General features: G+C 62.4%; 23 protein-coding genes and 1 tRNA gene. 19 read left to right on the top strand and 5 right to left on the bottom strand.

Features of this window, described 5'->3' with window-relative positions:
- Positions 1-151 precede the first annotated feature (151 nt).
- Positions 152-1,273, top strand: coding sequence for a Ppx/GppA phosphatase family protein (locus tag PVW51_RS18695; RefSeq protein ID WP_274576660.1), 1,122 nt, complete (start codon positions 152-154; stop codon positions 1,271-1,273).
- A 132-nt stretch (positions 1,274-1,405) separates the two neighbouring features.
- Here PVW51_RS18695 and PVW51_RS18690 read toward each other — a convergent pair whose 3' ends face one another.
- On the bottom strand, positions 1,406-1,753 hold the full coding sequence (locus PVW51_RS18690; protein ID WP_269366143.1) for a DUF1428 domain-containing protein: 348 nt from the start codon (positions 1,751-1,753) through the stop codon (positions 1,406-1,408).
- A gap of 94 nt (positions 1,754-1,847) precedes the next feature.
- On the opposite strand from PVW51_RS18690, the gene PVW51_RS18685 reads away from it, so the two are divergent.
- The 3 genes from PVW51_RS18685 to PVW51_RS18675 all read left to right on the top strand — a co-directional run bounded on the left by PVW51_RS18685 (position 1,848) and on the right by PVW51_RS18675 (position 3,991).
- Entirely contained in the window at positions 1,848-2,504 is a 657-nt protein-coding gene (locus tag PVW51_RS18685) for a winged helix-turn-helix transcriptional regulator (RefSeq protein ID WP_274576658.1), read from the top strand.
- 57 nt (positions 2,505-2,561) lie between these two features.
- Complete coding sequence (locus tag PVW51_RS18680; protein WP_274576656.1) at positions 2,562-3,284, top strand: RlmE family RNA methyltransferase; 723 nt, start codon at positions 2,562-2,564, stop codon at positions 3,282-3,284.
- 134 nt (positions 3,285-3,418) lie between these two features.
- Positions 3,419-3,991 (top strand): hypothetical protein, encoded by a 573-nt coding sequence (locus tag PVW51_RS18675; RefSeq protein WP_274576654.1) that lies wholly within the window; start codon positions 3,419-3,421, stop codon positions 3,989-3,991.
- Here PVW51_RS18675 and PVW51_RS18670 read toward each other — a convergent pair.
- Positions 3,957-4,214, bottom strand: a complete 258-nt coding sequence (locus PVW51_RS18670) for a hypothetical protein (RefSeq protein ID WP_274576652.1) — start codon at positions 4,212-4,214, stop codon at positions 3,957-3,959. The two genes, PVW51_RS18675 and PVW51_RS18670, sit on opposite strands and share 35 nt — an antisense overlap.
- A gap of 524 nt (positions 4,215-4,738) precedes the next feature.
- Positions 4,739-4,828, bottom strand: a tRNA-Ser gene (locus tag PVW51_RS18665).
- A gap of 144 nt (positions 4,829-4,972) precedes the next feature.
- Between PVW51_RS18665 and PVW51_RS18660 the strand changes: the two genes are divergently transcribed.
- The 10 genes from PVW51_RS18660 to PVW51_RS18615 all read left to right on the top strand — a co-directional run bounded on the left by PVW51_RS18660 (position 4,973) and on the right by PVW51_RS18615 (position 13,103).
- Positions 4,973-5,818, top strand: coding sequence for a DUF2059 domain-containing protein (locus PVW51_RS18660; RefSeq protein ID WP_114277149.1), 846 nt, complete (start codon positions 4,973-4,975; stop codon positions 5,816-5,818).
- Positions 5,818-6,630 carry a DUF2059 domain-containing protein gene (locus PVW51_RS18655; RefSeq protein WP_274576650.1) on the top strand — a complete coding sequence of 271 codons (813 nt, stop codon included), beginning with the start codon at positions 5,818-5,820 and terminating at the stop codon, positions 6,628-6,630. Before PVW51_RS18660 ends, PVW51_RS18655 begins: the two co-directional genes overlap by 1 nt.
- A gap of 194 nt (positions 6,631-6,824) precedes the next feature.
- A complete protein-coding gene (locus PVW51_RS18650; RefSeq protein ID WP_114277578.1) occupies positions 6,825-7,553 on the top strand; it encodes a 50S ribosomal protein L21 in 729 nt (242 codons plus the stop codon).
- Between the two features lie 11 nt (positions 7,554-7,564).
- Complete coding sequence (rpmA, locus tag PVW51_RS18645) at positions 7,565-7,834, top strand: 50S ribosomal protein L27 (RefSeq protein ID WP_067295692.1); 270 nt, start codon at positions 7,565-7,567, stop codon at positions 7,832-7,834.
- Between the two features lie 93 nt (positions 7,835-7,927).
- Positions 7,928-8,485, top strand: coding sequence for a GNAT family N-acetyltransferase (locus tag PVW51_RS18640; protein WP_274576643.1), 558 nt, complete (start codon positions 7,928-7,930; stop codon positions 8,483-8,485).
- A complete protein-coding gene (locus PVW51_RS18635; RefSeq protein ID WP_114277146.1) occupies positions 8,485-9,090 on the top strand; it encodes a LysE family translocator in 606 nt (201 codons plus the stop codon). Before PVW51_RS18640 ends, PVW51_RS18635 begins: the two co-directional genes overlap by 1 nt.
- 20 nt (positions 9,091-9,110) lie before the next feature.
- Complete coding sequence (locus PVW51_RS18630) at positions 9,111-9,653, top strand: GNAT family N-acetyltransferase (RefSeq protein ID WP_443288412.1); 543 nt, start codon at positions 9,111-9,113, stop codon at positions 9,651-9,653.
- Between the two features lie 22 nt (positions 9,654-9,675).
- The gene (obgE, locus tag PVW51_RS18625; RefSeq protein WP_274576640.1) at positions 9,676-10,710 is read left to right on the top strand and encodes a GTPase ObgE; all 1,035 of its coding nucleotides are present in this window, start codon (positions 9,676-9,678) and stop codon (positions 10,708-10,710) included.
- Positions 10,698-11,804, top strand: a complete 1,107-nt coding sequence (proB, locus tag PVW51_RS18620) for a glutamate 5-kinase (protein ID WP_274576639.1) — start codon at positions 10,698-10,700, stop codon at positions 11,802-11,804. The genes obgE and proB overlap by 13 nt, the downstream gene beginning before the upstream one ends.
- A 33-nt stretch (positions 11,805-11,837) precedes the next feature.
- Positions 11,838-13,103, top strand: coding sequence for a glutamate-5-semialdehyde dehydrogenase (locus tag PVW51_RS18615; RefSeq protein ID WP_274576638.1), 1,266 nt, complete (start codon positions 11,838-11,840; stop codon positions 13,101-13,103).
- A 123-nt stretch (positions 13,104-13,226) separates the two neighbouring features.
- Here PVW51_RS18615 and PVW51_RS18610 read toward each other — a convergent pair whose 3' ends face one another.
- Positions 13,227-13,826 carry a histidine phosphotransferase family protein gene (locus PVW51_RS18610; protein WP_269366166.1) on the bottom strand — a complete coding sequence of 200 codons (600 nt, stop codon included), beginning with the start codon at positions 13,824-13,826 and terminating at the stop codon, positions 13,227-13,229.
- A gap of 30 nt (positions 13,827-13,856) precedes the next feature.
- Here PVW51_RS18610 and PVW51_RS18605 point away from each other — a divergent pair, with 30 nt between their 5' ends.
- The 3 genes from PVW51_RS18605 (at position 13,857) to PVW51_RS18595 (ending at position 15,787) form a co-directional block, all read left to right on the top strand.
- The gene (locus PVW51_RS18605; protein ID WP_114277577.1) at positions 13,857-14,042 is read left to right on the top strand and encodes a DUF3553 domain-containing protein; all 186 of its coding nucleotides are present in this window, start codon (positions 13,857-13,859) and stop codon (positions 14,040-14,042) included.
- A 150-nt stretch (positions 14,043-14,192) separates the two neighbouring features.
- On the top strand, positions 14,193-14,957 hold the full coding sequence (locus PVW51_RS18600; protein WP_269366169.1) for a GNAT family N-acetyltransferase: 765 nt from the start codon (positions 14,193-14,195) through the stop codon (positions 14,955-14,957).
- The gene (locus PVW51_RS18595) at positions 14,954-15,787 is read left to right on the top strand and encodes a lysophospholipid acyltransferase family protein (RefSeq protein WP_274576636.1); all 834 of its coding nucleotides are present in this window, start codon (positions 14,954-14,956) and stop codon (positions 15,785-15,787) included. Before PVW51_RS18600 ends, PVW51_RS18595 begins: the two co-directional genes overlap by 4 nt.
- 21 nt (positions 15,788-15,808) lie before the next feature.
- Here the strand turns inward: PVW51_RS18595 and PVW51_RS18590 are convergent, their stop codons facing one another.
- Positions 15,809-16,372 (bottom strand): PA14 domain-containing protein, encoded by a 564-nt coding sequence (locus PVW51_RS18590; RefSeq protein WP_274576635.1) that lies wholly within the window; start codon positions 16,370-16,372, stop codon positions 15,809-15,811.
- Positions 16,373-16,601: 229 nt separating this feature from the next.
- Here PVW51_RS18590 and rpsB point away from each other — a divergent pair, with 229 nt between their 5' ends.
- On the top strand, positions 16,602-17,489 hold the full coding sequence (rpsB, locus tag PVW51_RS18585; protein ID WP_269366175.1) for a 30S ribosomal protein S2: 888 nt from the start codon (positions 16,602-16,604) through the stop codon (positions 17,487-17,489).
- 87 nt (positions 17,490-17,576) lie between these two features.
- Positions 17,577-18,452, top strand: a complete 876-nt coding sequence (gene tsf / locus PVW51_RS18580; protein WP_269366177.1) for a translation elongation factor Ts — start codon at positions 17,577-17,579, stop codon at positions 18,450-18,452.
- Positions 18,453-18,650: the final 198 nt, after the last annotated feature.

The following is an 18,650-nucleotide window of genomic DNA, read 5'->3' as shown; positions in this document are numbered from 1 at the left end:
TGATCACATTGCTGCGCTCACATCAGGGCGCCAGCGGCAAAATCCGCCTCGCGCGGGTGGGCGACAATGAATGTCAACACGACCTAGCCCTTGCGCAGGGACGGCGCAGGGATTAGCCTGTCATCAACTCGTTATACAAGGCGCGAACACCATGGCGCCACAGCGTCCCAAAGGTGCGGGCGCGCTCGACAAAGGATACCAACCGGCTCTGAGCCCCGCGCCAGTTACGCCCGGTTCGACCAAGCTTTATGCCGCGCTCGATCTGGGTACAAATAGCTGCCGCATGCTGATCGCCCAGCCCAAGGGCAGCGGTTTTCATGTGGTCGACAGCTTTTCCAAATCCGTCCAGCTTGGCGCGGGTCTGGAGAAAACCGGGCGTTTGTCGCGCGGGTCAATGTCGCGCACCATACAGGCCCTGCGCATCTGTCAGCAGAAACTGCGCCGCAACAAGGTCAGGCGCATGCGTCTGGTCGCGACCGAGGCCTGCCGCCGGGCGCTGAACGGTGCCGATTTCATGAAGCGCATCCAGCGCGAGACCGGTCTGCGGCTGGACATCATCAAACCCGAGGAAGAGGCGCGGCTGGCGGTGATTTCCTGCGCCCCGCTTGTCAACCGCAAGACGGAGAACCTGCTGGTGGTCGACATCGGCGGCGGCTCGACCGAACTGGTCTGGATCGACATTTCCAAGGTGCCGCGCAAGGACCGTGCGCAATCCATCATGCGCCTGCACACCGGGTTTCAGCAGGCGGTATCCGACATCCCCGCCGCGCGGGTGGTGGACTGGATCAGCGTGCCGCTGGGCGTGGCCACCCTGCGCGACCAGTTCTCCGATGTGGAGGACGATGCCGCGCGTTTCGCCCTGATGAGCTGGTTTTTCGAGGAAAACCTGACCGATTTCACCCCGTACCAATCGGCCCAGCCGCAGGAGAATTTCCAGATTGTCGGCACCTCGGGCACCGTCACGACAGTTGCGGCCAGCCATCTGGGATTGAAGCGGTATGACCGGACCAAGGTGGACGGGCTGCGCATGACCTCGGATCAGATCGACCGGGTGATCCATTCCTATCTTGCGATGGGGCCGGGCGGACGGCGCGCCGATCCGCGCATCGGGCAGGACCGGTCCGCCCTGATCATGTCGGGTGCCGCGATCCTGCAGGCACTGATGCGGTGCTGGCCCACCGACCGGATGTCGGTCGCCGACAGGGGCCTGCGCGAAGGGTTGCTCTATGCCCAGATGAGCGCGGATGGGGTGCTGGAGGACGGCGCCTACTGAGAGCATTGAAGCATGGTTTGCTTCATGATCGTGCAACCGGCGCCGCTGCCACGCCTGCCCCCGAAAGGCAGGCGTGAGGGTGACCCGGCGCAGCCACGGGGCGTGCCGCCAGCCGGGTCCGTTTCGTCCGGGTCAGCTGCCCGAGACCAGCATTTCGGCAAAACCGCCAAAGATCATGCGCTTGCCATCGAAAGGCAGTTCCATCTCGGGCTCTTCCGACATCATCTTGCCCCAGCCGGCATCGCGGACTTCTTTCGAAGGCCAGATGATCCAACCGGCGGTCACCGCCTCTCCTTCCTCCAGCTTGACCGCCATCGGCAGGGAGGTCAGCTTGCCATCGTTCACGTCATCCCCCCAGAGATCCACGACCTGCGTGGCACCATATCCGAGGATCATGGCATGTGACGCCTTGAGGAACGCGTCATAATCCGCGCGTTTTTCCGCAGATACAGGGGCAAGGAAAATATCGTAATAGGCCATTGGATGCTCCGTTCAGAAGGGTTATGTTCAAATAAAGACCTACATGGTTCAAAAAAACAACCACCAGAATTTCATCAACAACCAGGCAAGCGGAATGGCGCGCAAGAAACCCTATGACGACGGCTGTGCAACAGCCCATGCGCTGGAGCTTGTCGGCGAACGCTGGGCGCTGCTGATCGTGCGTGAACTGGTGCCGGGGCCGCTGCGCTTTTCCGACATCAAGGCGGCGCTGCCCGGCATCAGTTCCAATATCCTCAGCACCCGGCTTGCGGATCTGGAACGCGACCACATCATCACCCGGCGCGGCTTGCCACATCCGGCCAATACCACCGTCTATGCCCTGACCGACTGGGGCGCGGCGCTGAAGCCGCTGATCATGGAGTTGGGCCGCTGGGCGGTGCGCTCGCCGCAGATGGCGGGGGGCAGGCCGATGAGTGCCGCATCGGTCGGCATGTCGTTCGAAACCATGTTCGACCCGGCGCGGGCAGGGGATGTTCAGATGGTGGTGCAGCTTGATCTTGACGGCAGGCCGCAGGTGCTGCGCATTTCGGAGGGGCGGCTCTGCGTCAAGGCCGGCACGGCACCGGCGGCGGACCTGCAGCTGTCCGGTGACCCCACCGCGCTGGCCGCTGTGGTTTACGGCGGCCTCGCCCCAGAGGCGGCAGAGGGGCTGCAGGTCACCGGCGACCCTGCGCTGCTGCGCCGCTTTGCCAGCTTCTTTGTGCTGCCGGCACCGGTTCCGCGCGGCTGACCTCTGGTGAAAACCGCGCAAAGCCTTTATGGGTGGCGTGAAACTCGGATTGGTAGCATGGCAAAGACACCCTCGGGCAAGAACACCTCAGGTCGCGGACAGCGCGAGCTCAAGGTCAAGGTCAAATCCGCGCGCGGGCGCAAGCTCAGCTCCACCCGCTGGCTGCAACGGCAGCTGAACGACCCCTACGTGAAGCGGGCGCAGGCCGAAGGCTATCGCGGGCGCGCGGCCTACAAGATCATGGAACTGGACGACAAGTATCGCTTTCTGGTGCCGGGCGCGCGCATCGTTGATCTGGGTGCGGCACCCGGCGGCTGGTGCCAGGTTGCGGTCAAACGGTGCAACGTGCTGGGGGAGCGGTCCGACAAACAGGTCGGCACGATTCTGGGCATTGACCTGCAAGAGATGGAGCCGATCGCGGGCTGCGAGCTGCATGTGCTTGATTTCATGGCAGATGATGCGGATCTGCAGGTCAAGGAATGGCTCGGCGGCAAGGCCGATGTGGTGATGTCGGACATGGCGGCCAGCAGTTCGGGGCACAAGCAGACCGACCATTTGCGGATCATCGCCCTGTGCGAAGCCGCGGCCTATTTCGCCTTTGACGTGCTGGAGGAGGGCGGCACCTTTGTCGCCAAGGTGCTGGCAGGCGGTGCCGAGGGGGACTTGCAGAAACTGCTCAAGCAGCGCTTCACCAAGGTGGCCAACATCAAACCCCCGGCCAGCCGGTCCGACAGTTCGGAAAAATTTGTCGTGGCGACGGGGTTCAAGGGGCAGGTTTGATCGGGTGAGCCCCGTCAAGCCCCGCGTGACGCCGCCTTGCCGGATCTCATTTACCCAAGTTTAAACACTGCAGGCTAGCTTCCGCAGGGCTGGCCCGGTCTATCCGTATCGGGCGTTTGATCAAGGATGCCCTCATGTTTCTGCGTTCAACCTGTTTGTCGCTGTCGATCCTGACAGCAACCCTTTGCCATGCCGCAGAGGTGCCACCAGCCATGGCCGATTACATCGCCGGCGATCTGGCAAGTTGGATCAATGCGCCCCGGATCGTTGCCGCGGTGCAGGACCAGAATGGCCGTCACGCCGGGTTGAGCGCTGCCGACATCGAGGCGATGGATACCGCCTGGCGCGGGCAGGTGGGCGTCGCCGACGCGCCGGTGATCGCCCCGGTGCTGAACAATCCGCTGTCCGATTTCCTGCGCGAGCAGGTGGCGCTTGCAGAGGGGCGCATCACCGAGGCATTTGTCATGGACAACCGCGGTCTGAATGTCGCGACCAGCGCGGTGACATCGGACTATTGGCAAGGCGATGAAGCCAAGTTTCAAAAGACATTCGGCGCAGGCGCCGGGGCGGTTTTTGTCGATGAGATCGAGTTGGACGAAAGCACCCAGACCTATCAGGGGCAGGTTTCCTTTACCCTCACGGACCCTGCGAGCGGCGAGGTGATCGGCGCGGTCACAATTGGTCTGGCCGCCAGCGCTTTTTACTGAGAATGCCGCGCATTTCCCCAGGGGTGCCGGTTGCCGCCGCCGGGTCCCGGGCTTTCAGGGATGCAATTGCTGCGTCCCTGAACCGGCTGGCGCTGGCGTCGTCCAGCAGCGGAATGCGATGGCGCTTTGCGGCCTGCACGGCATCGCCCGCCCGCAGCAACTGCCGGTGCAACTCGAAAAGTCTGGCCCGTCCGGACGATATCTGATCATGAACCTTTGTCATGCCTGCGCCTTTGTTTCTGGCGCGATCATTGCAATGCGATAGGGCCCTTAGTTTGGCGCAGGCGCGGCAGCTTCGCGCTTTCATTGTGCGGGGTCTGGTCCTCAAGCCGGGAAATCCTGACCCGATTGGCAAGCGGTTGCGACCATAGCGGACCTGCGGCGCGGTGTGGATCAAAGTCGGCAGAGCGGACGGGGTTGCCGTGCCATTGGCGCGGTGAATACCCCCCAAGTGACTCCGCCCGGCGTCAGCCGGGCATCGCCCGACCTCCCCCCGGAGGGCGATTTTGCACCGTCAGCCAAGCCATGATCCGGTCTGCGGGCTGAAACGTTTCCCATCGCATATTGGTCTGGAACGCCCTCCAGGTCGAGCGATACCCGGCTGACGCCTCATGTCACTTTGGGCTCTTCCCAACCTCCGCCGCAGTAATCATGAACATCCGCCTTGCACATGGCGCCGGTGCGTTGGGTCAGTGATCCGATACAAAACCGGTCTGGCCTGAACCCTGACAGTTCAATCTGGCCAAATGGCGGAGAGACAGGGATTCGAACCCTGGGAAGGCTTGCACCCTCAACGGTTTTCGAGACCGCCCCGTTCGACCACTCCGGCACCTCTCCGCGGGGGTCTGGAGCGCCCGTTTAGTGGGGTTTGGACGCGCAGGCAAGGGGGCATCTGCCGGTTGCCCGCCCACACGGGAATTTTCATTGCGGCGGCGGCAAGACGGCCTAAGTTCAGGGTAACCGAACGAAAGGACTTGTCCCATGCTTGCCGCGCTGCGCCCCTCGCTGATTGCCCTGACCACCACAATCGCCCTTGTCCTGATGGCCTTTGCCCCGCCTGCACGGGCCGCTGATGCGGCAAAGCTGCGCGAATATCTTGAGATCACCGGCTTTGACGTGGCGCTGGAGAGCATTCGCCTGTCGGCAGACAACGCGCCCGCCATGCTGGGGATCGAGGCGGATGCCTTCGGCTCCGAATGGTCGCGGCTGGTGAACGAGGTCTTTGCAACCGAGACCATGCAGGAGATGGCGATGGACATCCTGGGCGAGACGCTCAGCGACGATCTGTTGACCCATGCCGCCGATTTCTATGCCAGTGATCTGGGCCAGCGTCTGGTTGCGGTCGAAAACGACAGCCATATGGAGGAACAGGACGGGCTGAAAACCGAAAGCGGTGCCGCGATCATGGAAGGGTTGCGGAAAATCGACAGCCCCCGCATCGCGCTGCTGGAACGGCTGACACAGGCGACGGATGCCGAAGGCGCCTCGCTCAGGGCGATCCAGGAGGTGCAGGTGCGTTTCCTGATGGCCGCGGCCGGTGCCGGGGTGATCGAATTGCAGATGGATGAGGCCGACCTGCGCGAAGCCATGCGCAGCCAGGAAGACGAGATGCGCCAGTCGCTCGCCGCCAGCGCGCTGATCAATGCCGCCTATACCTATCAGGCCTTTTCCGACGCCGAGGTCGAAGCCTATGCCGAGGCACTGGAGGACGCGCGGATGCAAAAGGTCTATGCGCTGATGAACGCGGTCCAGTATGAAATCATGGCCAACCGGTTCGAGGCCGTGGCCGCGCGTCTGCCCGGCATGCAACCGAGCACGGACCTGTGATGCGCCGCGCCTTCCTGCTCTGGCCGCTGCTTCTGGCGCTGGCGCTGCCTGCCCATGCGGATGCGCGCCTGTCGGTGCTGGTCGATGTGCTGCGCCTGGACGAAATCGCGGTGATCCTGCGCGACGAAGGGCTGGACAGCGCCGAAGACCTGAATGCCGACATGCTGAACGGGCAGGGCGGCGCGGGCTGGCAGGTGCAGGTCGAGGCGATCTATGACCCGGCCCGCATCGTGGAGGCTGTGCGGCAGGCCCTGGGGCAAGAGCTGTCAGGCGAGGAACTGGAGCAGGCGATAGACTTTTTCGCTTCCGACCTGGGCAGCCAGATCATTGCGCTTGAAAACTCTGCCCGCGTGACGATCCGGGACCCGGATGTCGAACAGGCCGCGCGCCTGCGCTTTGCCGAACTTTCACAGACCGATGACCCGCGCCTCGCGATGCTGCGCCGCCTGGTGGCCGATGGCGACATGCTGGAGCGTAACGTGACCACCGCCATGAACTCCAACTTCCAGTTCATGCGCGGCCTTGCGGATGGCAACGGGCTGGATATGTCAGAGGAGGAGATGCTGGCCGATGTCAACGGCGAGGCCGAGGCGATCCGCGAGGATACCGAAGGCTGGCTTTTCGGCTATCTGCTGATGTCCTATTCGCCGCTGACGGACGTACAGATGCAGGCCTATATCGACTTTGGCAACACCGCCGCAGGCCAGGCGATGAACCGTGGTCTGTTCGACGGATTCGGCGCGGCCTATGAGGATATTTCCTATGCGCTGGGACGCGCGGTGGCGCTGAACATGACGGCGCAGGAGCTTTGACGCCGGCGGTAAAAACCCGCTTGACTTGAGGCCCCGATCCACCGATAAGCCCGCATCCCGGCGAGGGTTCTCGCGTGGGATCTGTTTTAATGACGCCCCAAGGGCGCGCTGTTCGAGGTGGACGCGGCTGCGATGCCGGTCCGAAACACCCGGAGCCGGGGACCACAGGACGCGGCAAAATGAAGGAAGACGCGATGTTTGCGGTCATCAAGACTGGCGGTAAGCAATATAAAGTAGCCTCTGGCGATATGCTTCGGGTGGAACGTATTGCGGCAAGTGCCGGTGAAACTGTTCAATTCAATGATGTTCTGATGCTGGGCGGCGATTCCCCCCAGGTTGGCGCGCCGCTGATCGAGGACGCTGCCGTTCAGGCCGAAGTCGTTGATCAGATCAAGGGCGAAAAGGTCATCCACTTCGTCAAGCGTCGCCGGAAGCACTCTTCCAAGCGCACCAAGGGACACCGTCAGAAGCTGACGCTGGTCAAGATCACCGAGATCATGGCCTCCGGCGCTGGCAAATCCAAGGTGATGGCAGCGGTCGGCACCGGTTCTGTTTCGGCAGCAGCTGTTGCAGCGCTCTCCGGCAAATCGGCAGACGCGGCTGCAAAGCCCGCAAAAGCCAAGAAAGCCGATGCGCCTGCCAAGGCGGCCAAAGCGGCCAAGGAAGAGGCACCTGCCAAGGCAGAGAAGAAAGCCGCGCCCAAAGCCAAGAAAGCCGAAGCGGCAGGCGATGACCTGACGCAGATTTCCGGCGTTGGCCCCGTGATTGTCGAAAAGCTGCACGGTGAAGGTATCACAACCTTCGCGCAGATCGCCGCATGGACAGAAGCGGACGTTGAAGCTATTGAAGAGAAACTGTCGTTCAAGGGTCGTGTCGGTCGTGAAGACTGGATCGCACAGGCCAAAGAACTGACCAAAGGCTAAGGAGAGACCAAATGGCACATAAAAAAGCAGGCGGTTCATCCCGTAACGGGCGCGACTCAGCCGGTCGTCGCCTTGGCGTCAAGAAATACGGCGGCGAAGCCGTCATTCCCGGCAACATCATCGTGCGTCAGCGCGGCACAAAGTTCTGGCCGGCGGCCGGTGTCGGCATGGGCAAGGATCACACGATCTTTGCAACCGTCGATGGTGCCGTGACCTTCCACAAGGGTCTGAAAAACCGCACCTTCATTTCGGTCCTGCCACGCGCCGAGGCCGCTGAATAAGCCGTACCCGCAAGGTTTGAAAAAATTTCAGGGATCGGCGGAAACGCCGGTCCCTTTTTTGTCTCTGACCGCCATCCAGAAAGGAGCGGTGTCATGACCACATCACAGCGCCCCGTTCTGAGCGATGGCATTCTGCGGCTGCGGCCACCCCGGCCGCAGGATGCTGCGGCCCGGCTGAAGCTGGGCAACACGCCGGAAATCCATCACATGTTCGGGGCCGATCCTGAAAACGTGCCGAAAATCACCAAGACACATGCGGAAAAGTGGCTTTATGCCCAAGAGGTTGAGCCGCTGGCATGGGTGATCGAGCACAAACGCCGGATGATCGGCGCGCTGCGTCTGCATTCGCTGGACCACCATGACCGCCGGGCCAGCCTGGCGATCGGGATTCTGGACCCGAAACTGCTGGGCAAGGGGCTGGGGACACGGGCCGTCAGGCTGCTGCTGACCCATGCCTTTGGCGCGCTGGCGCTGCACCGGGTGTCGGTGCGCGTGCTGGCCTATAACGCCCGTGCCATCGCTGCTTATCGCAAGGCCGGCTTTGTCGAGGAAGGCCGCGAGCGTCAGGCCGCGCGGGTGGGCGACAGCTGGCACGATGACGTGATCATGGGGGTCCTGGCCCCTGACTTTGCCAAGGGGGCGGCGGCCTGATGTCAGTTGCTGTAACTTCCTTTGTCGTCTTTGCCGCCAGCCAGATCGGCACCCCGGGGCCTGCCAACATGGCGCTGATGGGCACCGGCGCGCGCTTTGGCTTTCGCGCCGCTTTGCCCTTTGTCGCCGGTGTGGCACTGGGCAAGCAATTCGTGATCTGGCCCGTCGGCTTTGGCCTGATGGAATTGAGCGCCCGCGCGCCCTGGGTCTTTGAGGTGCTCAAGTATGTTTCGGCGGCCTACATCATCTGGCTGGCCTGGAAGGTCGCCAACCTGCGGCTGGGGCAGGGGCGTGATCTGGGCAAGCCGCCGGGCTTTGTCGCCGGGCTGATCGTGCATCCTTTGAACCCCAAGGCCTGGGCGATGATCATCGGCGGATTTACCGCCTTTGTCGGTCCCGGCACGCCACCGCTTAATGCGACGTTAACCATTGCGGCCATACTGCTGGCGCTGCAGGTCATCTTGCACCCGCTGTGGACCCTGGCGGGCGACCGGATTGCCAGAACCCTGGCAGGCAGCCCTGCGGAACCCTATCTGATGTGGACATTGGCAGCGCTGACCGTTGCTTCTGTTCTCTTTGTTCTGTTCGCAAGCCGGGCAGTTTGAGTGATGTTCGGAGGAGGAACATGATTGTGCAAATGGAACCCATCATCAACCAACCCGTGATCGAAACGGCGCGGTTTGACCTGCGTCCGCTGCGGCGGTCCGACAAGGGATTGATCGAGCTTTTTGCGGGTGATCCGCGGGTGGCGCTGTCCACGTCCAGCATCCCGCATCCGCTGCCCCCCGGCGCGATTGATGCCTTCATCACGCGGTCGCTGGCGATCCCGCGGGTCGAGGATGTCTGGGCGATGGATGGTCTCAAGACCGGCGGCGCAGAGGTGATGGGGCTGATATCGCTCACCCATCTGGACCGCGGCCAGTCCGAGGTTGGCTATTGGGTGGCACCGGCCTATTGGAACAGCCATCTGGCCTCCGAAGCGGTGCAGGCGCTGGTTGCCGCAAACCCACAGGGCAATCAGGCGATGTTTGCCTCTGTCTTCCATGACAACCCGGCATCGGCAAAGGTGCTGACCAACGCCGGATTTGTCTATCTCGGCGATGCCGAAACCTATTGTCTGGCACGCGATGCTGCCGTACCCACATGGACCTATAGCCGCAAGCTGTAGCGTCGTCCCGAAAGGCCCCGCCATGAAATTTCTCGACCTGTGCAAAGTCTATATCCGTTCCGGCGCGGGCGGCGGGGGCTGCGTGTCTTTCCGGCGCGAGAAATATATCGAATTCGGCGGGCCGGATGGCGGCGACGGCGGCGGTGGCGGCTCGGTCTGGGCCGAGGCTGTGGACGGGCTGAACACGCTGATCGACTTTCGCTACCAGCAGCATTTCTTTGCCAAGAACGGCCAGCCCGGCATGGGCAAGCAGCGCACCGGCAAGGATGGCGAGGACATCGTGCTGCGGGTGCCCGTGGGCACGGAGATCCTGGACGAGGATCAGGAAACGGTGCTGGTCGATATGACCGAACTGGGCCAGCGCGTCGAACTGGCGCGCGGTGGCAATGGCGGCTGGGGCAACCTGCATTTCAAATCCGCCACCAACCAGGCGCCACGCCGGTCCAATCCGGGGCAGGATGGTGTCGAACGCACGCTCTGGCTGCGGCTGAAGCTGATTGCGGACGTGGGGCTGCTGGGCCTGCCCAATGCGGGGAAATCGACGTTTCTGGCGGCCACCTCCAACGCGCGGCCCAAGATTGCGGATTACCCCTTTACCACCTTGCACCCCAATCTGGGGGTTGTGGGCGTGGACAACACCGAATTCGTTGTGGCCGACATTCCGGGCCTGATCGAGGGGGCCTCCGAAGGGCGGGGGCTGGGCGATCTGTTCCTGGGCCATGTCGAGCGCTGCGCGGTACTGCTGCATCTGGTCGATGGCACCTCCGGCACCCTTGCGGAAGATTACAGGACCATCATCACCGAGCTTGAGGCCTATGGCGGCGATCTGGCGGATAAACCCCGCGTCACCGTGCTGAACAAGATTGATGCACTGAATGAAGAAGAGCGCGCAGAGGCTTGTAAAATATTGGAAAAAGAAAGCGGCGGGCCGGTCATGCAGATGTCCGGTGTGGCCCGCGAAGGCGTGACAGAGGTGCTGCGCAGCCTGCGGGGCCAGATCGATGATGACCGCCTGCGGCACAAACCCGCGGAAGAGGTCGCGCCATGGCAACCCTGACCGCTGCCAGACGTGTGGTGATCAAGATCGGCTCGGCCCTCCTGGTGGACCGGGCCACCGGCCAGCTGCGCGCCGACTGGCTGCATGCCCTTGCGGAAGATGTGCGTTGGCTCAAGGGGTTAGGGGCCGATGTTGTGCTTGTTTCCTCCGGCTCCATCGCCCTTGGGCGCGGGGTGCTGGGCCTGCCCCTGACGACGCTGGCGCTGGAACAATCGCAGGCGGCGGCGGCCGTGGGCCAGATCCGCCTTGCCCGCGCCTATGAGGAGGCGTTGCAACCCCATGGCATCACCACGGCGCAAGTCCTTGTGACGCTTGAGGATTCCGCCGACCGCAGGCGCTATCTGAACAGCCGCGCAACCATGGAAACCCTGCTGGGCCTGGGTGTTGTGCCGATCGTGAACGAAAATGACACTGTGGCCACTGATGAAATCCGTTTTGGCGACAATGACCGTCTGGCGGCGCAGATCGCGGTGACGGTTGGCGCGGATCAGCTGATCCTGCTGTCGGATGTCGATGGGTTCTATAGCGGCAATCCCGCCGATGATCCCAGGGCCACGCGCTATGACAGGATTGAACAGATCACCCCGGAGATCGAGGCGATGGCTGGCGATGCCGGGTCGGGCCTGTCCAAGGGCGGGATGAAGACCAAGCTGATGGCGGCACGCACCGCCACGGCGGCGGGCTGTGCCATGGCGATCACCGAAGGCTCCGTGCAGCGCCCGCTACTGGCCTTGCAGAATGGCGCAAATGCCACCTGGTTTACCGCCCATTCCGACCCGCAGGCGGCCCGCAAGCGCTGGATTGCCGCGATGAAACCGCGTGGTTCCGTGACGCTGGATGCGGGTGCGGTGGCGGCAATGTCACGCGGCAAATCCCTGCTGCCTGCCGGCATCACGGGGGTGACCGGCACGTTCGAGCGGGGGGACAGCATTTCGATGCTGGATTCACGGGGCCATAGCATCGGCACCGGTCTGACGCGCTATTCGGCGCTTGAGGCGGCACAGATCAAGGGACATCAAAGCGCAAAGATCGAGGAAATTCTGGGCTATCCCGGTCGGGCTGCTTTGATTCATCGTGACGATATGGCACTGTGATGGTGAGTTACTTTAGGGTATGGGCGTAAGACCATGAAAGATATGGAAAACATCTCAGAATTGATGGCGGATATCGGCAAGCGGGCCAAGGCGGCGGCGGCAGAGCTGGCCTCGACCCCGTCCGCGGCCAAGCAAAGCGCGCTGAATGCCGCTGCGGATTCGGTCTGGGCCGCGCGGGCGGAGATTCTGGCGGCCAATGCCCGGGATATGGATTATGGCCGGGAAAAGGGCCTGTCAGAGGCGATGCTGGACCGGCTGATGCTGGATGAGCCCCGCATTCAGGGCATGGTGGCGGGGCTGCGCAGCGTGGCCGCACAGGACGACCCTGTGGGAGAGACCCTTGCGGAGTGGGATCAGCCCTCTGGCCTGCATATCAAACGGGTGCGGACACCTTTGGGTGTCATCGGCGTAATCTATGAAAGCCGGCCCAATGTGACGGCGGATGCCGGTGCGCTCTGCCTCAAGGCCGGGAATGCGGTGATCCTGCGCGGCGGCTCGGAGAGCTTTCATTCCGCCCGCGCCATCCATGCCTGCCTGCAGGAAGGGCTGCGCGCGGCGGGACTGCCCGAAGATGCGGTGCAGCTGGTGCCGACCCGCGACCGCGCTGCGGTGTCCGAGATGTTGACCATGACCGATACCATCGACGTGATCGTGCCCCGTGGCGGCAAGGGGCTGGTGGGGCTGGTCCAGCGCGAGGCGCGTGTGCCCGTTTTCTCCCACCTTGAAGGGATCGTGCATATCTACATCGACGCGGCGGCGGATCCGGAGAAGGCGCTGCGCATTGTCCTGAACGCCAAGACGCGGCGCACGGGCATCTGCGGCGCTGCCGAATGCCTGCTGATCCACCGCGATGTCGCCGACACCATCGGCCAGGGCATCATCCGCGCCCTTGTGGATGCCGGGGTGGAGATGCGTGTGGATGCGTCACTGGCCAGGATTCCGGGCACCATCGCTGCACAGGAAGACGACTGGGGCCGCGAATACCTGGACATGATCATGGCCGCCCGCGTGGTGGATGACGTGCAGGACGCCATCGCCCATATCCGCAGCTATGGGTCGAACCACACCGATTGCATCGTGACCGAGGATGCGGCGGCGGTTCAGACCTTTATGGAGCGGCTCGATTCAGCGATCCTGATGCATAACGCCTCCACCCAGTTTGCGGATGGCGGCGAATTCGGCATGGGGGCCGAGATTGGCATTGCAACCGGCAAGATGCATGCGCGCGGCCCGGTGGGCGCGGCGCAGCTGACCTCGTTCAAATATATCGTCACAGGCGACGGAACCGTGCGAAGCTAAGGCGTTTCGGGCGGCTTTGCCTATCGCGTCTGACGAAATTCCAGAACCTTCAGGCATTACGTAACGCGTTGAAATCTTCGATTTCAGGCAGCGTTACGTAAGCCAGGTTTTTCGCATAACGATTTAGAAACTGATGGTCAGCCTGGTGTCGGTCACCTGATGCGCCACCTGCCGCCCCGCGTCGGCAGCAATCAGGGGCAGCAGAGCGAATTGCACATGTGCGGGCTGCAGGCCGTTGCGTGCGTTGCCCGGGGCAAGCAATGACCAAAGCGCCGGATCGACCTTCAGCTTGTCGGCCAGGGCTGTCAGTGTCCAGTTCCCCTGATCCTGCGCGACCGTGACATGCCCGCCATAGGGCAGGGCGCTTTCCAGGCAGAGGATCGCGAGAAAGGCCAGCTGCACCGCAGCGCGGGCCTGTGCCTGATCTGGTTGCCATTCCACGCTCAGCCGGGTTGCGCCGTAAAGATCCCGCAGGATCGAGGTGATTTCCGAAGGGCCCATCAGCTGATCGCCCGCCACGCCAAAGCAGACCCGGAAGTACCTTATCCGGGCAGAGGCATTGCCGACACTTTCACCGATCAGGGACATTTCCGGGCCCGAGGTGGCGCTGCCCGCCATCTGAAGCAGTTCCAGCCCGTTGTTGATCGCGCCGATAGGCGATATCAGATCATGGCAGATCCGGCTGCCGATCAAAGCGACAAGATCAAAATGCGTGTCGGACATCATGACAGCCTTTCCGAAAGGGGCAGAACCATGGACGATCTGAATGCCATTCTGACCCCCGGCATGCTGGTGACCCATCCCGAGCGGCCCGATTGGGGGATCGGACAGGTGCAAAGCAACATCGGCGGCAAAGTGACGGTAAATTTCAGGGATGTGGGCAAAATCGTCATAGACAGCTTTCGGGTCGGGTTGATGCCGGTCTTTGATGACCCATGATCCTTTTCAAAAGGTTAACGCGGGAACACATAACAAGTCCTGCAACCACAAGTTAATGATGCGGCATTTGCTGCCAGGGCACAAGGATTGCGCTTGGCCTGCGCATTGCCTATCAGACGGCCAGGGTATTTCAACAGCGACGGCAGGCAGATGGCTCAGGCACATGCGGCGGATTTTTCGGTCAGTCTTGCGAAAACGCCTGCAGATCTGCATGCGGCACAGCGTCTGCGCTATGATGTCTTTGTCACCGAGCTGGGCGGCAGCGGCCCGCTTGTCGATCATGATGAGAAGCTTGAGCGCGATCACCTGGACCCGTTCTTTGAACACCTGCTGTTGACGGACATCCGCTCGGACAAGGTGGTGGGCGTCTATCGCCTGATGCGGGCGGAAAAGGCGGTCGAGGCTGGCGGGTTCTATTCGGCCGCGGAATACGATCTGTCGCCTTTGTTAGCTTCGGGTCGTAACCTGTTGGAATTGGGTCGTTCCTGCCTGCATCCAGACTATCGTGGCGGGGTCGGGATGCATGTGTTGTGGTCCGCTCTTGCGCAATACGTCAAGGCGAACGGGGTCGAGATCCTGTTCGGGGTGGCCAGCTTTCATGGCACCGATATGGACCGGTTGGCCGCACCGCTGAGCCTGCTGCATGAACGCCATCTGGCGCCGCCGGAACTGCGGGTTCGTGCGCTGGAGAAATCCTTTCAAAGCATGAACCTGCTGGACGAAGCTCAACTTGATCGCAAGGCAGCGATGCGCCAGATTCCCAGTCTGATCAAGGCATATCTGCGGCTGGGCGGATGTGTGGGCGAGGGGGCGTATGTGGATCATGCCTTCAACACGGTCGATGTCTGCCTGATCATGGACACCACCCAGATCAACACCCGGCAGGCCCGCATCTATGGGGCCACCGGCGCATGACAACCGCCTGGGACAGCGGTGTACCGCCGGCCTATCCCCGGATCACGATATCGGGCTGGATTCGGGTGGTGCTGCGGGTCATCGCCCTGATCGTGGTGGTTTTCGGCGGCTTGCTGATCAAACTGATCCTGCGTGCGGTGGAGCGGCCGGTCTGCGGGGCGAACCGGCCCGTGACCCCCCATGTGACCCAATGGGTCTGTCGCATGTCGCTGCGCATCATCGGATTGCGTCACGAGGTCTCGGGAAGGCCGATGACGGGGCGCGGGGCGGTGGTGTGCAACCATGCCTCATGGCTGGACATCTTTGTGCTGAATGCGGCCAAACGGGTCTATTTCGTGTCCAAGTCAGAGGTGGAAGGCTGGCCCGGCATCGGCTGGCTGGCGCGCGCCACCGGGACCGTTTTCATCGAACGCAATCCGGCACGGGCACGCGAACAGACCGTGCTGTTCCAAAAGCGCCTGCTGGCGGGTCACAAGTTGCTGTTCTTTCCCGAGGGCACCAGCACCGATGGCAGACAGGTGCTGCCGTTCAAGACCACGCTGTTCCAGAGCTTTTTCGCACCGGAATTGCGCGATCAGATCCAGGTGCAGCCGGTGTGCGTGGTCTATCATGCGCCACAGGGCACCGATGCGCGGTTTTACGGCTGGTGGGGCGACATGGATTTCGGGACCCATCTGATCCACACCCTGGCGCCCGCAAAGCAGGGCAGGGTGCAGGTGGTGTTTCACCCGGCGCTGCGCGTCAGCGAGATGCCGGACCGAAAGGCGCTTGCCCTGGCCTGTGAACAGGCGGTGCGCGCGGGCCATCAAGCGCTTCTGGGCCGCGGCTGATACCGCATTGCCCCTGGTGAATTACTTGTGGGCGAAGGCGCTGTCCGGCACCGGTTCCATATTGCCCGACTGGCCCCAGTCCATCAGCAGGCAGGCAGAGCCCTTGCGCTGGAAATAGGTGGCCTCGACCTCGTACCAGCCGGCCTGCGGCACCGCGACCGAGGTCACGCCAGCGGATTCGCAGCCATGCACACCGTCAAAGAGGGCCACCTGCTGTCCGCCGATGCTGGCCTGCAGCCCGTCGTTGCTGATGAATTCGATGTCATAGGTGCCGGGGGCGTCAAACCGGATATAGCCCTGGATGGCGGCCAGCACCTTTTCGGCGCTGGTTGATGTCAGGGCGTTATCGCCCGGATCGGTATCGAGATAGGAAAACCCGGCCAGCGGCGGCCCGGCCTTGGCATGGTCCAGCTTGCCCCTTGCCTCGTCCAGCGACCGGACGCTGTAATAGGCATAATCAACGGCCAGCCCCTGTTTCAGGGAGCCGTCGGCAGGTTGCGGGGACGCGGGTGTCAGGGTCAGCGTCTGGGCAAAGCCGGGTGCGGCCAGGGCGAAAATTGCCAGCAGCGCGGTGGATTTCAACATTGGATACTCCCTTGATTTTTTGATTTGAGTTTGCGGCAAAGCACATGGCCTGTCCATGCCGATGACATAGAGTTTATCCCTTGCACAGCACGCGCTGCTGGCCTATAGCACGGCCACTTAATCCCGCAGTCGGGGTTGGGCCCTTGGGGGAGACATCCTCAAGCGTCCGCCGGTTGTCAGCATGTGCTGTCATACCCCCGACGAGGCTAAACCGGAAAGGTATAAAGACATGGCTCTTCCTGAGTTCTCCATGCGCCAATTGCTTGAAGCAGGCGTACACTTCGGCCACCAGACGCAGCGCTGGAACCCCCGCATGGGTCCCTTCATCTATGGCGCGCGCAACGGCATCCACATCATGGACCTGACGCAGACTGTTCCGATGCTGGACCAGGCGCTGCAGGCGATCCGCGATACCGTCGCCAAGGGCGGCAGCGTTCTTTTCGTCGGCACCAAGCGTCAGGCGCAGCAGCCCGTCGCGGAAGCGGCAGAGAAATGCGCGCAATACTACATGAACCACCGCTGGCTGGGCGGCACGCTGACCAACTGGCAGACCGTGTCCCAGTCGATCAACCGTCTGAAGTCCATCGACGAGCAATCCGAGCGTGGCTTTGAAGGTCTGACCAAGAAAGAGCGCCTGGGCATGGAACGCGATCAGGCAAAGCTTGAAGCCTCGCTTGGCGGTATCCGTGAAATGGGCGGTCGCCCTGACCTGATCTTTGTCATCGACGTCAAGAAAGAAGCGCTGGCGGTTGCCGAAGCCAACAAGCTGGGCATCCCGGTTGTGGCCGTGGTTGACACCAACTGCTCGCCCGACGGGATCGACTATATCATCCCCGGCAACGACGATGCGGCCCGTGCCATCGCGCTTTATTGCGATCTGGCATCGCGCGCGGCACTTGACGGCATGTCGGCCCAGCTGGGTGCCGCAGGTGTCGACATCGGCGCCATGGAAGAAGCCCCGGCCGAAGAAGCGTTGACCGAGGGAAGCACCGGTGTCGAGGTCGGCAATGCCTCCTCCGAGACCGTGTCGGATGACGCAATGGCCAAGGACGCGCCGCTGGATCTGGAATCCAAGCAGGAAACCAAAGCCAAGGCCGCTGAGAAAGCCGAAGGCTGAGTATTGTCACGAGACTGACATACGCCTGACATATGGGGCAGGGGAAACCTGCCCCAATCGTTTGATAGAAATTAGGAGCACCCAAAGATGGCAATCACAGCATCTATGGTAAAAGAACTGCGCGACAGCACCGGCGCAGGCATGATGGACGCCAAGAAGGCACTGACCGAGAACGACGGCGACATGGAAGCCGCCGTTGACTGGCTGCGCACCAAGGGTCTGGCGAAAGCCGCCAAGAAATCGGGCCGTACCGCCGCCGAAGGTCTGGTTGCGGTCAAGGTCGAAGGTGGCCATGGCGTCGCGGTTGAAGTGAACTCCGAAACCGATTTCGTCGGCAAGAACGCGGATTTCCAGAAAATGGTCGCGGGCATCGCCGATGTCGCCGTTTCCGTTTCCGATGTCGACGCGCTGAAAGCGGCGGACATGGGCGGCAAGACCGTCGAGCAGACCGTGACAGACGCGGTTGCCGTGATCGGTGAAAACATGTCCGTGCGCCGCATGGCGACTGTGGACGGCGAAACCGTGGTTTCCTATGTCCACAACGCGGCAGCACCCGGCATGGGCAAGATCGGCGTTCTGGTCGCGATGACCGGCGGCGACGATGCGTTCGGCAAGCAGGTTGCGATGCACATCGCGGCGGTCAACCCCGCGTCCCTGTCCGAAGACGATCTGGACCCGGCCGTGGTCGAGAAGGAAAAGCAGGTTCAGATGGACATTGCGCGCGAAAGCGGCAAGCCCGAGCAGGTCATCGAAAAGATGATCGTGGGCCGGATGAAAAAGTACATGTCCGAAGTCACGCTGCTGAACCAGTCCTTTGTCGTGAACCCGGATCTGACCGTGGGCGACGCTGCCAAGGAAGTTGGCGCCACCATCACCGGTTTCGTGCGTCTCGAAGTGGGCGAAGGCATCGAAGTGGTCAAGGAAGACTTTGCCGCCGAAGTGGCCAAGGCCGCCAAAGGCTAAGCACCGCGTCCTGAGATGGACGGCGAAGCGATCGGAATTGAAAAGGGCGGTGCCGCAGGGTGCCGCCCTTTTTGCATCTGCGCGGGAGTTTGGCGGAGCTGCTGAGGGAAAGCGGGCGGACCTTGATGTTCAAGGTCCGCCCAACGCCCGGTGACGGAACGCTCGGGGAGGAGCAGGGGCGTTATGACCCCGGACAGC

Origin of the sequence: Sulfitobacter sp. PR48, from assembly GCF_028807335.1 — a bacterium.
Lineage (GTDB): Bacteria > Pseudomonadota > Alphaproteobacteria > Rhodobacterales > Rhodobacteraceae > Sulfitobacter.
Note: the sequence above shows the minus strand (reverse complement) of the source record. Positions and strands in the feature narration are given on the sequence as shown.

Excerpts from the sequence above, each read along its gene's own strand:
- PVW51_RS18695 (WP_274576660.1), top strand. The coding sequence starts at position 152 with ATGGCGCCACAGCGTCCCAAAGGTGCGGGCGCGCTCGACAAAGGATAC.
- PVW51_RS18690 (WP_269366143.1), bottom strand. The coding sequence starts at position 1,753 with ATGGCCTATTACGATATTTTCCTTGCCCCTGTATCTGCGGAAAAACGC.
- PVW51_RS18685 (WP_274576658.1), top strand. The coding sequence starts at position 1,848 with ATGGCGCGCAAGAAACCCTATGACGACGGCTGTGCAACAGCCCATGCG.
- PVW51_RS18680 (WP_274576656.1), top strand. The coding sequence starts at position 2,562 with ATGGCAAAGACACCCTCGGGCAAGAACACCTCAGGTCGCGGACAGCGC.
- PVW51_RS18675 (WP_274576654.1), top strand. The coding sequence starts at position 3,419 with ATGTTTCTGCGTTCAACCTGTTTGTCGCTGTCGATCCTGACAGCAACC.
- PVW51_RS18670 (WP_274576652.1), bottom strand. The coding sequence starts at position 4,214 with ATGACAAAGGTTCATGATCAGATATCGTCCGGACGGGCCAGACTTTTC.
- PVW51_RS18660 (WP_114277149.1), top strand. The coding sequence starts at position 4,973 with ATGCTTGCCGCGCTGCGCCCCTCGCTGATTGCCCTGACCACCACAATC.
- PVW51_RS18655 (WP_274576650.1), top strand. The coding sequence starts at position 5,818 with ATGCGCCGCGCCTTCCTGCTCTGGCCGCTGCTTCTGGCGCTGGCGCTG.
- PVW51_RS18650 (WP_114277578.1), top strand. The coding sequence starts at position 6,825 with ATGTTTGCGGTCATCAAGACTGGCGGTAAGCAATATAAAGTAGCCTCT.
- rpmA (WP_067295692.1), top strand. The coding sequence starts at position 7,565 with ATGGCACATAAAAAAGCAGGCGGTTCATCCCGTAACGGGCGCGACTCA.
- PVW51_RS18640 (WP_274576643.1), top strand. The coding sequence starts at position 7,928 with ATGACCACATCACAGCGCCCCGTTCTGAGCGATGGCATTCTGCGGCTG.
- PVW51_RS18635 (WP_114277146.1), top strand. The coding sequence starts at position 8,485 with ATGTCAGTTGCTGTAACTTCCTTTGTCGTCTTTGCCGCCAGCCAGATC.
- PVW51_RS18630 (WP_443288412.1), top strand. The coding sequence starts at position 9,111 with ATGATTGTGCAAATGGAACCCATCATCAACCAACCCGTGATCGAAACG.
- obgE (WP_274576640.1), top strand. The coding sequence starts at position 9,676 with ATGAAATTTCTCGACCTGTGCAAAGTCTATATCCGTTCCGGCGCGGGC.
- proB (WP_274576639.1), top strand. The coding sequence starts at position 10,698 with ATGGCAACCCTGACCGCTGCCAGACGTGTGGTGATCAAGATCGGCTCG.
- PVW51_RS18615 (WP_274576638.1), top strand. The coding sequence starts at position 11,838 with ATGAAAGATATGGAAAACATCTCAGAATTGATGGCGGATATCGGCAAG.
- PVW51_RS18610 (WP_269366166.1), bottom strand. The coding sequence starts at position 13,826 with ATGTCCGACACGCATTTTGATCTTGTCGCTTTGATCGGCAGCCGGATC.
- PVW51_RS18605 (WP_114277577.1), top strand. The coding sequence starts at position 13,857 with ATGGACGATCTGAATGCCATTCTGACCCCCGGCATGCTGGTGACCCAT.
- PVW51_RS18600 (WP_269366169.1), top strand. The coding sequence starts at position 14,193 with ATGGCTCAGGCACATGCGGCGGATTTTTCGGTCAGTCTTGCGAAAACG.
- PVW51_RS18595 (WP_274576636.1), top strand. The coding sequence starts at position 14,954 with ATGACAACCGCCTGGGACAGCGGTGTACCGCCGGCCTATCCCCGGATC.
- PVW51_RS18590 (WP_274576635.1), bottom strand. The coding sequence starts at position 16,372 with ATGTTGAAATCCACCGCGCTGCTGGCAATTTTCGCCCTGGCCGCACCC.
- rpsB (WP_269366175.1), top strand. The coding sequence starts at position 16,602 with ATGGCTCTTCCTGAGTTCTCCATGCGCCAATTGCTTGAAGCAGGCGTA.
- tsf (WP_269366177.1), top strand. The coding sequence starts at position 17,577 with ATGGCAATCACAGCATCTATGGTAAAAGAACTGCGCGACAGCACCGGC.